General features: G+C 37.8%; 13 protein-coding genes and 1 tRNA gene. 1 reads left to right on the forward strand and 13 read right to left on the reverse strand.

Features of this window, described 5'->3' with window-relative positions:
• Nucleotides 1-12 precede the first annotated feature (12 nt).
• The 11 genes from P767_RS0102790 to hscB form a co-directional block, all read right to left on the reverse strand.
• Complete coding sequence (locus P767_RS0102790; protein WP_026763317.1) at nucleotides 13-1311, reverse strand: hypothetical protein; 1299 nt, start codon at nucleotides 1309-1311, stop codon at nucleotides 13-15.
• A 50-nt stretch (nucleotides 1312-1361) separates the two neighbouring features.
• Nucleotides 1362-2042, reverse strand: coding sequence for an ATP-binding protein (locus P767_RS0102795; RefSeq protein ID WP_026763318.1), 681 nt, complete (start codon nucleotides 2040-2042; stop codon nucleotides 1362-1364).
• 9 nt (nucleotides 2043-2051) lie between these two features.
• Entirely contained in the window at nucleotides 2052-2984 is a 933-nt protein-coding gene (locus tag P767_RS0102800; RefSeq protein ID WP_026763319.1) for a BsuBI/PstI family type II restriction endonuclease, read from the reverse strand.
• Nucleotides 2981-3751, reverse strand: coding sequence for an MAE_28990/MAE_18760 family HEPN-like nuclease (locus P767_RS15500; protein ID WP_051417030.1), 771 nt, complete (start codon nucleotides 3749-3751; stop codon nucleotides 2981-2983). The genes P767_RS0102800 and P767_RS15500 overlap by 4 nt, the downstream gene beginning before the upstream one ends.
• A complete protein-coding gene (locus tag P767_RS0102810) occupies nucleotides 3741-4865 on the reverse strand; it encodes a DUF262 domain-containing protein (RefSeq protein WP_037351583.1) in 1125 nt (374 codons plus the stop codon). The genes P767_RS15500 and P767_RS0102810 overlap by 11 nt, the downstream gene beginning before the upstream one ends.
• A 7-nt stretch (nucleotides 4866-4872) precedes the next feature.
• Complete coding sequence (locus P767_RS0102815; RefSeq protein WP_026763321.1) at nucleotides 4873-6471, reverse strand: Eco57I restriction-modification methylase domain-containing protein; 1599 nt, start codon at nucleotides 6469-6471, stop codon at nucleotides 4873-4875.
• Complete coding sequence (locus P767_RS0102820; protein ID WP_026763322.1) at nucleotides 6464-6787, reverse strand: helix-turn-helix domain-containing protein; 324 nt, start codon at nucleotides 6785-6787, stop codon at nucleotides 6464-6466. The genes P767_RS0102815 and P767_RS0102820 overlap by 8 nt, the downstream gene beginning before the upstream one ends.
• A 564-nt stretch (nucleotides 6788-7351) precedes the next feature.
• The gene (locus tag P767_RS0102830; protein ID WP_026763323.1) at nucleotides 7352-7567 is read right to left on the reverse strand and encodes a hypothetical protein; all 216 of its coding nucleotides are present in this window, start codon (nucleotides 7565-7567) and stop codon (nucleotides 7352-7354) included.
• 10 nt (nucleotides 7568-7577) lie between these two features.
• Nucleotides 7578-8021, reverse strand: coding sequence for a hypothetical protein (locus P767_RS0102835; protein ID WP_026763324.1), 444 nt, complete (start codon nucleotides 8019-8021; stop codon nucleotides 7578-7580).
• Between the two features lie 514 nt (nucleotides 8022-8535).
• Nucleotides 8536-8619, reverse strand: a tRNA-Leu gene (locus tag P767_RS0102840).
• Nucleotides 8620-8671: 52 nt separating this feature from the next.
• Nucleotides 8672-9178 carry a Fe-S protein assembly co-chaperone HscB gene (gene hscB, locus P767_RS0102845; protein WP_026763325.1) on the reverse strand — a complete coding sequence of 169 codons (507 nt, stop codon included), beginning with the start codon at nucleotides 9176-9178 and terminating at the stop codon, nucleotides 8672-8674.
• Nucleotides 9179-9261: 83 nt separating this feature from the next.
• Between hscB and P767_RS0102850 the strand changes: the two genes are divergently transcribed.
• A complete protein-coding gene (locus tag P767_RS0102850; protein ID WP_051417033.1) occupies nucleotides 9262-10464 on the forward strand; it encodes an NAD(P)-dependent oxidoreductase in 1203 nt (400 codons plus the stop codon).
• Between the two features lie 6 nt (nucleotides 10465-10470).
• On the opposite strand, the gene mutS is transcribed toward P767_RS0102850, so the two are convergent.
• Both mutS and P767_RS18605 read right to left on the reverse strand, forming a co-directional pair.
• Nucleotides 10471-13083 (reverse strand): DNA mismatch repair protein MutS, encoded by a 2613-nt coding sequence (gene mutS, locus P767_RS0102855; protein WP_026763327.1) that lies wholly within the window; start codon nucleotides 13081-13083, stop codon nucleotides 10471-10473.
• A 39-nt stretch (nucleotides 13084-13122) separates the two neighbouring features.
• Nucleotides 13123-13859, reverse strand: a 737-nt coding sequence (locus P767_RS18605) for a M28 family metallopeptidase (RefSeq protein ID WP_216593190.1), incomplete at its 5' end; no start/stop codon positions are given.

Below are 13859 nucleotides of genomic sequence, written 5' to 3' on the forward strand. Positions count from 1 at the left end.
GAAGGTCTAGCATTATACTGCTACCTTTTTTAGTGTAGAAGATGCTTTTCCGAAGTCAATATCTTCAAAGTCTTTAATAGCTTTGTCTTGAACATCAACATCTTTTGTTTCTAAAATGTGTGACATATATTTTAATTTTCTTTTAACATTTTCGATTATTGAAGACCATTTAATTACCCAGACTTCAATATTTCCTTGTTCATTTTTAAAATAAAAATATGGATTATTTTGTCCTTTTTGGCGTCCTTCGATATCAAACTTGGCTCTTTTGTTTATATCAGAGCTTACCAATAAAATTTTATAAGTTAATCTATCAGGAAAAACTCCCATTTCTTCAATTTCTTGTGCGTACTTCATTACTTGGTCAAGTTCCTTTGGGCTAATTTTAACCTTTGGCGCTTTTAATTCAATTATTAATACTTCGCGTTTATCTTGGTCTAATATCTTTTCACTGTAAAGAAATAAATCGGTGATTGATTTTATGTTGTTTTCTTTTAGCTCATTGATATTGTCTTCATTTTTGGATGGCTTGTATTTTAAAGTTTTTTCTCTTAGTTCTAATAAATTCTTTTCAAGGTTTTTATCTGATAATAAACGAGTTGAATCATTGTATTCTTCACCAAATACCCAAAGTAATTTTTCTAAAAACTTATGTAATTCTTTTCTTTCTTTAACATTCTTTGAAATTTCTGAATATACAAGCTTTTCCAAAAAGTCAATATCCTCTAACTTTCTTGCTACTTTATCAGAAAATTCAATGATGTTTTCCAATTCAGTTTTATCTAAGAGGTCATCAAATTTTGAAAGCATCTTATTGTTGAGTTTTAAAATACTTCTGAGAATTTTATCTAACTCTCCGTTCGAGATAGTCCTATCAATGAGAGGATATATAATTTCTCGGAGCTTATTCTGCTCATTTAATAGATGGTATTTATCTTCAACTAAATAAGCAATTTTATCAAACAAAATGACTTTTGACTTTGAGCTTGATTTTTCGCGATAAGGATAGTATTCATCCTCTTTTAATTTCTCAGTGAAGTTATCAAACTCAGTATTTTTTTCTTTGAAGAAATCATTTAATTGTGTTTTAACAAAATCTTTGTAATGCTTCACATTTTCATCTAATCCATCTAAATCAACATTACGATACATATCAGAACTTAGGGAGTTTGAACCAATGTAAATGAACCAACCACCAATTTTGGGACTTAGCCAAGAAGCATCAAATTCAAATCCACTTGCTATTGTTTGTATCCCTGCATTCTTTGTTGTTAAGAATATTTTAATCTTATCTAATTTTTTTATCTGCATAAAGTCAAATAAAACTTTATGCTCTTTTCCTTTTTTATCAGTGTAAGAGATTATTTTTTTATTGGCAGATCAACGACAAAGTCTTTCGGGTCAATTTTCTTACCATTGATAAAGAAGGAAACTTCATTATTGAATATTTTTAAAGGGTATCTCTCAAAAATGGAATCTTGGATTTTGTCTGCTAAGAATTTGTCAATGATTTTTTTCTTCGGTTCTTGTTCTGTAATTGTAGAATCATATAAGTTATTAATTTTTACATTGTAGTAAGTTGAATGTTTCCCGCTTAGGACTTCTTCCTTGGTTTCTAAGTCGATTTCTGATACGTTAATATTGTTACCAAAATATTCAAATTTCAATGGAATTACAGCTTTGGAAAAGCTCTTTGTTTTCGAATCAAAACCTACTGTTTCAATTTCAATAAATTTGCCAATTTGAAATGCAGCAAAACGTCCAATACCTTTCCCGCCATCCTTGTTTGCAGTTCCTATATCAAGTATTTTGCTTTCAATTTCATTTATATGAACGCCCAATCCATCATCCTTAATTGATATTCTTTTAATAATAAGGGGATGAAGTTCATTTGGTTTTGTATAGTTTAACTCAATCCAAATGTTTTTAGCTTTTGCTTGTATGGAATTATTAATAAGCTCACAAAAAGCTGTAAAAGTGCTTATGTAATTAGCAAAAAGTTCATTTACAAGCCTTGAATTTGTGGTAAATTTTCTTTTCATTTCTTTAATTTATCTCGGTCCCATAAATCGGTCTCCGTTAAAATGTATCATATGGTCGGGAACTTCCATTAGCCAAACTTCAGTCTCCCAAGCAATATTGTTTGAATGTTTCTTGAACTCTGACATATCAGGAAAAGCCGTTACATAAACTTTTCCGACTTTACATTTCTTCAAAAAATCTTCAAGTTCCAAGAGGCGTTTCGGTGAAACAGGGCCGTGGGATGTAACTGCTTCAATTAGAAATAACCATTTTCTTTTGTTGTCATAAATTACAACATCAGGCAATTTGCTATGTTGGTCAATCGGAATACCTAAATCCTTTAAGCCTTTCTCGTCAACGAATAGGTCTTTCTTTGCTGTATCACCTAAATATAATAACGTTCCTCCATTTGCAAAGCGTGGCGCAAACTTCTCAACTATCGCTGCCTGAACCTCATTGTGTTTTCCAGTAGACAGTTTGATTGTTTTACCTGACTGAAGAGTGACGGGAATTTGATTTAGTTCTCTTTCTTTCAAATACACCTCAGAAAGTTTTCCGACAGTGTCAATGAAGTTTTTCAGTGCACTCTTCCATTTTCTTGTTTTGTATGTTTTTACCACTTCCAAAACTTCGGATGTCAAAGCATAATGTGCTCTGGGGCTGTTGACTGGCAGGGTAGGGTCGTCCGGGTTGTAATCAACTACTCTTGCCTGTACAAATTGGTGGAGCACTTGCCTTCTAAATGTTTCTCTTGTATTTGGGGCGTATGATTTACCATAATTTTCATTGACGAAAGTCATTATACCTTTTGTGACACCTAAACTTTGACGAGTTGCTTTAGCCCATTTGTCATTTTCTTTGATGTTGCAAATCGCTAAAAATGTCAAAGCCGCCATTTCGTTGTATTGTGCTGGAGGTAGTCCTAATTCTTTCAGTATTTCTTGTGCTTCTTCTAACTTCATTGTTTATAATTATTATCGATTCTATCGAATTCTTCTTTGAGTCTATTCTCAAACTGTTGAATAACTGCTTCTGATTTTTTATTGTTTACCTTCAGAAATATCTTCTCTCGGGCAAATTCTATTATTTCATCGCGAAAATTTTCAATGATTACAATTGTAACATCCCTCAATTTTTTCAAACTTTCGATTTCTAATTCAAAATTATCATCATTAAATAATTCTTTACTTCCATGACCAATTGAATTACGATTGGAAAGCAGATATGTGTTAATAAAAACCTCTTTACTCTCGTACTGTTTTTTGTACTCAAGTCCAATGATTTTTAAAATATTTTTAAACACTTTGGGGTTTAAGTTGTCTTGGGTATTAATAATGTTTTTATCCTTTTCATTGTCTAAATCAATCTTTAAGTGAACATCAATAGTGTGATTCTCTATTTTTGAAAATTTTTGTATAAACGCGATTTCATTTTGAAGAGTTAGATTATTAGAACTTTTAATTATTTCACCAGATACTCCTTTTAATGCCGCTGCTTTAAAATTTTCAGTCAAATCGCTTAATCTATGTTTATGGTCACAAATGTATTTTAGATACGTCTTGGCACATTTTTTAATATAGCCTTCCCAATGAGCATACAATAGCAGTATTATTGACTTAAGTAATACAGCATTTTCTTCCCTCTCGGCTAAAAGAATTAAATCTGACACTTCGCGTTTTCGCCAAGTCCAATCATTAATGACTTTATCTTCAAACTCTTTAATTTGCATAATTAGCAAAGTAGCTGTTAGAAAATGAAATTAAACCTTGGATTCGCGATATGGCTTTATTTCCCCTTTTAGCAGCAGTGTTAAATCCCTCTTCAGAATACATCCTGATAACTTTATCCTTTAGTAATGATTTACCTTCACCTTCATAAAAATCAATATTATTTGCGAGCCCAGGCAGTATGCCTTCATAAGCTGTTTGGATGAACATCCCTTCAAAATCAAGTTTTTCTGAGTTGTATTTTCTAAAAGAGTTTTCACCAAGCACCGAATGTATTAGATCAAATACTCTTTTAAAAGTTACAATTTCATTTTCTAGATTAAATTCTTTGTCTTGAATTAAGCGCGCGGTTTCCTTGTCAATAAAGTCCGATAGTAAATCACTTGAGAGATTGTAGTTAGCGAAACTTATTTTGTTATATTTAATAATTAAATATCTTAAAATCAATTCCATGGGATACTCGATTTCAATCTTAGTATCGGTTAATTTAACAGCTTCCTTAAAAGTATGATATGACTTTAATAAGTCAATCTGGTTGTAGAATTTTTCATCCAACATTATTATTAAACAATTTCTAATTTCTTGTGGCGATAATGCAACTGCTCCTGTATTTAGTCTTTTAAACAATTCATATTGTGCCGTGATGTTGTCTTCTACTAATATTATTTTAAGATCAAGTTTGGACATCCTGATTATCCTTTGAATATCCTCATCTAGTTCGTTCCACTCCAAGCCTTCAATTGACGGCAGCTTTTCTGTAGAAGTAAACTTAAATGTTGGCCTAACATCACCTTTATTGTCTTTGAACAGACCCATAAGATGAAGTATGGTTGAGACTCTTTGCAAACCGTCCACTATTGTCCATTTTGAACCTTTCTTTTGCGCAATGAAAATTGGAGGTGTTGGTATTCCCATTAATAGTGATTCAATGAATCTTGTTTTTTGATCATCTTCCCAACGGAATAGCCTTTGGTAAGATGGAAATAGTTCAAGGTCCCCATCTTTGTATACCTGAACAAGTTCTCGGACTGCCATACTGAAATTATCTGTTTTGATTTCCTTCCTGACACTTTCTATTTCTGTCTGTAGCTGCTTATTTTTTTCTATTATTTCCATATAATTATTAATTTAAAGTATACTCCAATACGATAATCCCATTTACAATTCTGTTTACATTGTTCATTGAATAGTCATTGGATAGTATGATTTTATTGCCTATTTCTTTGATTATGTTTAATGGCGGAAATCTCATTTCTCGCAATTCTGTAGCACTTACATTTACATTACCGTTAAAGATTTGGAAGTAAGTGTCAAACAATTCACTGTTGAGCAACGCACAAAGTCCAACTACTTCGTCTCTGTTTAAATGTCCATCCTTCCTGTATATGTAGTTTACTTTGTTCTCAACTCCGATATAATCCGATTTGGCATAGTTGCAGAAATATGGTGCTGCAATTAATCTGCTTTTGTCGTCTTTTGTGCTAAATCGCCTTAAAAGAATATAGTTCTTGTTGGGAATCAACAAAGATTTTGAACCGCTTTCTATTCTTATGAATTGCCCTTTTTCTTTGAGTTGTTTTGGCCATTCCAAAATCATTTTGTTCACATTGTGAAGCCAAAACAAAGGAGCTAAAAATACTGTCCCGTTTTCGTAATTATTTTGTATGTAGTCTAATGCACGGAATGAAACAACAGGACCCGTTGAAATTTTTATATTGAAATCAGTCAAAACATTTTCCCAAGTAGAAACTAAACTTAAAATGCTTTCTTCTTTGTCGCTTGTCGGCAAATGCAAAATTTTCTCCTTTGAGTTAAGGTCAATAATTTCCGAAGAATTGAAATATTTTATTGATGGTTGAAAAATGTCTTTAATTCCAGCACTTGAAGAAACAAGGACTTTCTTTTTTGAGTCTATTTCTTCTCTTATTGCTTTAATAACAACCGTCTCTTGCAAAACACTGTCACGATTGAAAGTGTCTTTTCGTGAATTGAATAAGTGTATCTTTTCAATCTGAACTGTATTGAAAAAAAACTCTCTAAACGTTTTGAAATAGTTGCCAGAAGCAAAACTTCTTGGTGTGATAAATATTAGTTCGCCATTTTCAGAAAGTAGTTTAGCAGCAATTCCCATAAAAATTGAATAGATATTAGGTTGTCCGCTAACTAACTCTTGTGAAACAGTTACCCTCTTATCATCTTTAGAGAGCTTAAAATAGGGAGGGTTTGAAATGATTATGTCGAAATTTTTATCTACTCTTTTTGTTTCTTCAAACAAACTTGGCAGTCTGTTTTCTTTAAGAACTATTGCATTTTCTAAAACAAAATCATTGGAGTGAAGTGTGAAGTTAAATTGTATTCCTTTATTTAAAAGCCACTTTTTTAAGTATTCAAGAGCTTTTTCTGAATATGGAATTAATTCAAGATCGTTCTCATAAGCCACTAAGTTAATTATCTCAAAAACGTTCTGTAATTCTATTAAATGCTCAACCAAAGCACAAGTTAAAATAGTTGTACCGCAACCTGGGTCTAGAATTTTGATTCTTGTTTTGGAAAGATCGCAAAAAGAAGCTAGTAATTTGGCAATAGGAGTAGGAGTAAAAAATTGTCCATTTACTTTCTTATGTTTTGTTGTTACTTGTTGAGTATAATAAATACCTAACCTGTCTGCAAAGTCACTTGGCAGTTCTCGTTTGTATGGTTCGATATTTATTATTTTACTCATTTCGCAATGTTTTGATGTATGCTACTTTTTCTTCTGCTACTTTCAAAATATTCAAGTCTGCTTCTTCATCTAAAATTTTGTAAGCAATCTGGTCACTCAAAAATTCTTCGAGCAATTCCTTTTCGTTAACTTCAAAAAAGTCAGCGATATTTCTGATTAAATGTTTTGTAGGCTGTCTTTGGTTACGCTCAATTTTAGCAAGTAGAGAAGGGTCAATTTCAATGTTTGCAGCAACTTCTCTCAAAGTCATGCCAGCAGTTTCTCTCAGTTGTCTGAGTTGCTCTCCAAATGTTGTATGTTTTTTTACGATCGCCATTCAGGACATATTTTGTCCAAAGATAAGAACTCTTTTTAAAATGGACATAAAAAGTCCACAAAAAGTTTTGCACATCTTTAGTCGAGCCTTGGAAAATTTTAGCTCTTTTGGTTTTGTGAAGGGTCGGCTTGTGAGTTGGGCTAAATCAAATGTGCTAAAATGTGCGGCTGGAGAAAAATTAAAAATGCGGGTCGGCAAAAATTTTTAAAACATTCAGGTCAGCTTGAATGTCGGCTCTTTATTTAGTATCTGTTTGTTAAAGAACGCTTTTAAGTCTGTCCGCTTAAGTTGTCAGGTTGTGAAGTCTCCGTTTTTCACTCGTCATTTTTAGGGTTGCACTGTCTTATTACGGTTTGGCATTACGGGCAGGTATTTGCGAAGGCTGGAGAACAGACTTCCGTCAGCCCAGCTACCTGAAGCTAAATTTATAAATTAATGTTGATGATTTGTACATAGCTAAATAGTTATTCGTCTGCCCGATATGAAGCTAAATTGAAAAGCAAAAGTTGAAACACGGCTTAAGTCTGCCAAGCTTTTGCAAATATCAATTTTGCCTGCTGCCCTTTATGATTTGCTCAAAGGGATATGTCCAACTACTTCTTCAATTGTTATTGTCCAATTTTTGTCGAACCCAGACTTTTTAAGTTCAATCATTATGTCATTTCCCCGCTTTCCAATTACAGTCCAATATTCGTCATGATTGCCTTGTAAATTAGTTGAGTAAAATATGACTTCGTCTCCTTTTTTGATGTCGTCAATATTATACTTGTGCTTTGCCATATTATTAGTTTTACGTTCCAGGGCTTTGAAAAAAAGCAGCTATAACCATTTTAATTGCTTTTGTTGCATCTTTTTCTAATTCTGCCCGATTATTATATTGAACATTCATTTCTAAAGCAGGATTGTCAACATCAACGTGAACGTACTTATTTCTTAATCTTCTTAACCAATTGATGTCTTCGTGTCCAAAATAGTATTCGTCTAAAAGCTTTGCAGTGCCAATTTTATCATTCATAGCTTCCGTCTCCCTTAAATGAGCATCAATGACGGAAACAGACAAAATTATTACTGATAGCCATGCTCCAGTACAATAACAGGCTTGAAGGTCTAAAAATAAAGCTGTTGCATGGTCGCTTACCATATAACTACCTTTAATTGATTGTTCAATTTGATTGTCAATCCACGAATATCTATTTTCCCAAGTTTCTTTATCTGGAAATTCTAAAAATTCCATGTCTTAAAATTCTTCTTGTTAAATGGAGTGTCAAATAGGGTTGCAGGCAACTCTTAAATATTTGTTACTCTTATTTTTTTTAGAATAATCTCATTTTGCTATAAATGCGATGGTTAGTATCATACTTTTAAAATTGTTATAACGCAAAAACTCATATACATTTTGTATAACTTCTTGATTCAATTCTTTCAAAGCAAAGCCCCCTGACTCCCAGGAACAACTATCCAAGGTCAGTATAATTAACAGTAATTAATTTATTAAAGGGGGTTAACAATTGGGGTTATTAAATATAGATATAAAAGCTAATACTGACGAAAAAGTGAAAGAAAATTTGATGGGTGGGGAACAGGATTGTCGGCTCCACTTCGTTGCGCCGACTTCCTAGGAGGGGGGCGTACCCAAAGACCTCGCGTCGCCAGAGGCGCCGCTGTTTTTTCTCGCGCTCAACCTTTCACAAATGAATTTGCGACGGTTTCGCGCAAAAAAAAACCGACACTTGCGTGTCGGGTCTTTGTGCCCAGAACAGGAATCGAACCTGCACTACCTTGCGATAACCAGATTTTGAGTCTAGCGCGTCTACCAGTTCCGCCATCTGGGCCTCAAATCGGAGTGCAATATTAGACTATGATGGTTTAATTTCCAAAAATTATCTATTGCAAGCCGGAAATGATTCGGTCGAGGTATTTTTTCTTATAATAGTAGTCTTTTATTTGCAACAGCTCTTTTTCGGTAGCAGTATCGTGCGAATAATGCGCCAGAGTGGGTGCAACAGCTTCATGTATTTCATTTTGTAGGTTTTTGGCCGCGGTTAGGAGGGTGGCGACTGCGGCGGTGTCGGTTTTGTCCAGTTCCATTACCTGCTCGTTCAAATCCATTACTTCCATCAGGAAGTCGGGGGGGAGATTGTATTTTTCTTCCTCCTGTATCAATCCCTTTAATCCCAGAATGTATTTGATGATCAGATCTTGGTTCTGTAGGGTTTTATAGGCTTCGTTTACCGTGGCGGATTTTTCCAGGGCTTCTTCCTGTTCCATGGCTGTGCCGCCCCCGTAAAAGTCCGGGTGGTAGGCCCTGCTGAGTTCGTAGAACTTTTTCTTTAGTGCCGCTGCGTCTATAGTAAAGCCGGGTGTAATCCCGAATAATTCAAAATAATTCATGCGCAAATTTACTGCTTTCTAAAATGATAAATATCATGTGCAGGCTCGGCGGGCTGTTGTACATTCGTTGAAATTTTTAACGAATGTTGGTCATTGGTCTTATTAAAGAAGGGAAGCAACCTTCTGATACCCGCGTTGCCCTTACGCCTTCTCAGTGTAAATGGTTGGTGAAGAACGTGGAGAATGTGAAAATTAAAGTGGAGCATTCGCCCAACCGTTGTTATACCGATGAGGAGTATGCCCGTGCCGGTGTGGAGTTGACCCATGATTTGTCGGAGTGCAATCTGCTCCTGGGGATTAAGGAAGTGCCCGTGAGCCAGTTGATTCCCAATAAGTGTTATATGTTCTTTTCGCATACCAAGAAAATGCAGCCCTATAACCGTGGCTTGATGCAGGCCATGGTGCAGAAGAATATTACCCTGATCGATTATGAGTGCCTGGAACACAAAGACGGGCAGCGCATCATTGGTTTTGGCTTTTTTGCCGGCATCGTTGGGGCGCACAATGGCATTATGGCGTATGGCAATCGTACCGGGGCTTTTAAGCTGGAACGTGTGCACAAAATCAAAGACTATCGCGCCTTAATTCATACTTATTTTGGATTGAAACTGCCGCCCATTAAAATTGCCGTTACGGGTAGCGGGAGAGTAGCCCATGGTATTCTCGAAATCATGAACCTGATGGATGTGCAGGAAGTAGAGCCGGAAGAATACCTGAGCAAGGAATTCGATTATCCGGTCTATGTCCATTTGAAGGGTAATAATTTATACCGTCACAAAGAATCGAAGACCTATAACCGCGATGAGTTCCATGATCATCCGGAACTATACGAATGTTTATTCCTGCCGTATTGCGCGCATACTGATCTACTCATGAATGGTATTTACTGGGGCAACAATGTGCCGCGTTTGTTTGAAATGGAACACTTAAAAGACCCGGGCTTCCGCATTACTACCATCGCTGATATTACCGATGACAAACACGGTTCTGTGCCTTGTAATTTAGGAGACGCTACTATTGATGATCCGGTGTATGGAGTGAACCTGCAGACGGGTGAACAAACGGCGCCTTATATTCCTGGCTCTATCGATATCATGGCCGTTGGGAATCTGCCCAATGAATTGCCCCGCGATGCCAGCCGTTATTTTGGTGAGCAGTTAATTAAATACATTCTGGACGATGTGCGCAAAGGCGGTTCTGCCACCATTGAAAATGCCACCATTTTACAGGATGGAAAACTAACGCCTCCTTTCGAATACCTGAAAGACTACGCTGCGCTGGATTAGAACTGTCTATTTCAGCAAAGCCTTGATTTCATTGAGTTTCATCAATGCTTCCACCGGTGTTAGCTGGTTAATATCAATGGCGTTGAGTTTCTCGCGGATGCTTTCAAAAGTTTCTGTGTGGGCATCAAATATGCTGAGCTGTACTTTGGGTACTGAGGCATTTTGCACGGCTTCTTTTACGATTTGATTGCCTGCTTCTTCACGCACATGGGCTTTCTCCAGTTGTTCCATAATGGCATTGGCCCGCTTAATCAAGGGTGCCGGCATACCCGCCATTTTGGCCACCTGTATACCAAAGCTATGGGTGCTGCCGCCTGCAGCCATTTTGCGCAGGAAGATGATTTTATTGTTCAGCTCCTTGTGCGTGATATGGTAGTTCTTTACGCGGGGTAAATGTTCTTCCAGTTCGTTCAGTTCATGGTAGTGGGTCGCAAACAAGGTCTTGGGAGCGGCTTCGCTGTTGTGGATGAATTCCACCATACTCCAGGCAATGGAAATACCATCGTAGGTTGCCGTGCCTCTTCCTATTTCATCCAGCAATATCAAACTGCGCTTACTCATATTGTTGATGATGCTGGCGGTCTCATTCATTTCTACCATGAAAGTAGATTCGCCTCCGCTTAAATTATCGGATGCGCCTACCCGGGTAAAGATTTTATCGGTCAAGGGGATCAACGCTTCTGTGGCTGGCACAAAAGATCCCATATGTGCCATGAGGGTAATGATGGCCGTCTGTCTTAACAGTGCACTCTTACCACTCATGTTGGGCCCCGTTAAAATAATGATCTGTTGTCCCTGGTTGTCCAGTACAATATCATTGGCAATATAGGGTTGATCGGCCGGTAGTTTTTGTTCTATCACCGGATGTCGGCCTTCCTTGATGTTCAGTTCCAACCCCGCATGTACATGGGGTTTTCGGTAATTAAATAGCAGGGCATTTTCTGCAAAGCAGGCAAGGCAATCCAGGATGGCCACAATGCTGCCATTGGTTTGAATGGGTGCAATAAATGCCTGTAAGTCCTGAATCAACTGGCTGTACAATGCCTGTTCTATCGCCAGTATCCGGTCTTCTGCCCCCATGATTTTTTCTTCATAGGTTTTGAGTTCGGGGGTGATATAACGTTCTGCATTGGTCAGGGTCTGCTTGCGAATCCAGTCTGCGGGTACTTTGTTCTTATGTACATTGGTTACTTCCAAATAATACCCAAACACATTGTTGAAACTGATTTTTAAAGAACTAATCCCTGTTCTTTCTGCTTCTCTTTCCTGAATGCTTACGAGGAATTCCTTTCCGCCGTTGGCGATATTTCTGAGTTCATCCAATTCGGCATTCACACCCGCTGCTATTACCCCTCCCTTGGTAATTAACACCGCAGGATTCTCCTGAATTTCTCTTTCAATTCTTTCCTGCATGGCTTTGCAGGGATCAATCTGTTGCGCCAGTCTTTGTAAATAAGGGTTGTTGCAATTGGCCAACAGCGACTGTATTATTTCAGTCTGTGCCAATCCCCTCGATAACTGTACTACTTCCCTGGGGCCAATTTTTTGCAGGGCAATTTTACTCACCAGTCTTTCAATGTCGCCGCAGGCTTTCATGGCCGCTAAAAGTGGCTGCCTGGTTTCAGGGTTTAAGATCAACCATTCCACACCGTTCAGTCTTTCCTGTATGGCGGCTTCCTGTTTTAAAGGAAATACCATCCAGCGTTTCAACAAGCGGGCGCCCATGGGGCTTACCGTGTGATCCAAAACCTGTAACAAAGAATGATGCCCTTCAGCGTGCGTAGGTAAGAGTTCTAAGTTGCGTATGGTGAAACGATCCATCCATAAAAAGTCTTCTCTTTCTATGCGCTGCAATCGGGTAATATGTTGCAGGTTCGGATGTTCGGTGTCTTTTAAATAATGGAGGATGGCGCTGGCTGCAATGATTGCTTCCGGCATGTCTTCCATCCCAAATCCCTTCAGGGAATGGGTATTAAAATGTTTAAGTAAAGAGGCTTCTGCAAAGCCCTGTTCAAATATCCATCGCTCTAAAGTGTAGGTATAAAAACGGGTACCGTATTGTTCCTTGAATTTCTTTAAGTATGCTCTGTCAAAAATTACTTCTGCGGGTTGCAGACTTTGTAAAAGTTTGTCAATGTATTCTTCGTTTCCTGCAGCACCGAAAAATTCTCCGGTAGAAATATCCAGCAAGGCAATGCCTGTTTTTTTATCGGCATAGTGAACAGCAGCTAAGAAATTATTGCTGTTGTTCTCGAGTAATTTATCGCTGGTGGCAACACCCGGTGTTACCATTTCGGTTACGCCTCTTTTTACAATTCCCTTTACGGTCTTGGGATCTTCCAGCTGATCGCATACGGCAACGCGGTGTCCGGCTTTTACCAGTTTGTGCAAATAGGTTTCCAAAGAGTGGTGCGGAAATCCGGCCAGTTCGCTGGAAGCTGCAGCTCCATTGTTTCTGCGGGTTAGGGTAATGCCCAGCACTTTTGACGCCACAATCGCGTCCTCTCCAAACGTTTCATAAAAATCACCTACCCTGAATAACAAAACAGCATCGGGATATTTTTGCTTAATAGCCCGATGCTGCTGCATCAATGGGGTATCGTTGCCTGCTTTTGCCATGGCAACAAATATAATGATACCCGTAGTATATTTTTTGCCCTATCTTCTAACAGCAGGTCTGGCTGCTGGCAAAGGTTTTCTGGGCAGTTTGGCATCACGCTGTGCGGTGTGGTACACAAAGCTGGCAACGATGGTAGCCATTTGCTTTAAGTCGTCTTCAATCAAATGGTCGTACACATCCATATTGCTATGGTGGGTGCGGGTATCGTATTCAATAGGATCCTGAATAAACTGGAATCCGGGTAAGCCTACGCCATCAAATGACTGGTGGTCGGTTCCGCCCGTATTGTTAATGGTTACGGTTCCTGCGCCCAAATCTTTGAAAGGCGTTAACCAGGCTTTGAAAATATCGCGGCAGGCTTCGTTGCCCTGTAAATAAATACCTCTGATTTTTCCGGTGCCATTGTCAATATTGTAATAAGCAGAAAGCTTCTCGTGTTCCGGTAACAATTTCATATCGGCCGGATCAGCAAATGTCTTTTTTACATAGCCTCTGGATCCCCACAGACCCTGTTCTTCTGCACTCCATAAGCCGATGCGGATGGTGCGCTTGGTAGAAATATTCAGGGCTTTTAAAATGCGCATTACTTCCATCATTACTGCTGAACCGGATGCGTTATCGGTTGCTCCGGTTCCTGCCTGCCAGGAATCCAGGTGACCACCAATCATCACGATTTCATTTTTCAACACAGGATCGGTACCCGGAATTTCTCCAATTACATTGTATCCCTGTAAATCCTTGGTATGGAATTTTGTTTTTACTTCTACATCCAGTT

It is taken from the genome of Sediminibacterium salmoneum NBRC 103935 (assembly GCF_000511175.1).
GTDB lineage: Bacteria > Bacteroidota > Bacteroidia > Chitinophagales > Chitinophagaceae > Sediminibacterium > Sediminibacterium salmoneum.

What these genes read in the sequence shown, in the direction of transcription:
- P767_RS0102790 (WP_026763317.1), bottom strand. Translation starts at nt 1,311, where the DNA reads ATGCAGATAAAAAAATTAGATAAGATTAAAATATTCTTAACAACAAAG.
- P767_RS0102795 (WP_026763318.1), bottom strand. Translation starts at nt 2,042, where the DNA reads ATGAAAAGAAAATTTACCACAAATTCAAGGCTTGTAAATGAACTTTTT.
- P767_RS0102800 (WP_026763319.1), bottom strand. Translation starts at nt 2,984, where the DNA reads ATGAAGTTAGAAGAAGCACAAGAAATACTGAAAGAATTAGGACTACCT.
- P767_RS15500 (WP_051417030.1), bottom strand. Translation starts at nt 3,751, where the DNA reads ATGCAAATTAAAGAGTTTGAAGATAAAGTCATTAATGATTGGACTTGG.
- P767_RS0102810 (WP_037351583.1), bottom strand. Translation starts at nt 4,865, where the DNA reads ATGGAAATAATAGAAAAAAATAAGCAGCTACAGACAGAAATAGAAAGT.
- P767_RS0102815 (WP_026763321.1), bottom strand. Translation starts at nt 6,471, where the DNA reads ATGAGTAAAATAATAAATATCGAACCATACAAACGAGAACTGCCAAGT.
- P767_RS0102820 (WP_026763322.1), bottom strand. Translation starts at nt 6,787, where the DNA reads ATGGCGATCGTAAAAAAACATACAACATTTGGAGAGCAACTCAGACAA.
- P767_RS0102830 (WP_026763323.1), bottom strand. Translation starts at nt 7,567, where the DNA reads ATGGCAAAGCACAAGTATAATATTGACGACATCAAAAAAGGAGACGAA.
- P767_RS0102835 (WP_026763324.1), bottom strand. Translation starts at nt 8,021, where the DNA reads ATGGAATTTTTAGAATTTCCAGATAAAGAAACTTGGGAAAATAGATAT.
- hscB (WP_026763325.1), bottom strand. Translation starts at nt 9,178, where the DNA reads ATGAATTATTTTGAATTATTCGGGATTACACCCGGCTTTACTATAGAC.
- P767_RS0102850 (WP_051417033.1), top strand. Translation starts at nt 9,262, where the DNA reads ATGTTGGTCATTGGTCTTATTAAAGAAGGGAAGCAACCTTCTGATACC.
- mutS (WP_026763327.1), bottom strand. Translation starts at nt 13,083, where the DNA reads ATGGCAAAAGCAGGCAACGATACCCCATTGATGCAGCAGCATCGGGCT.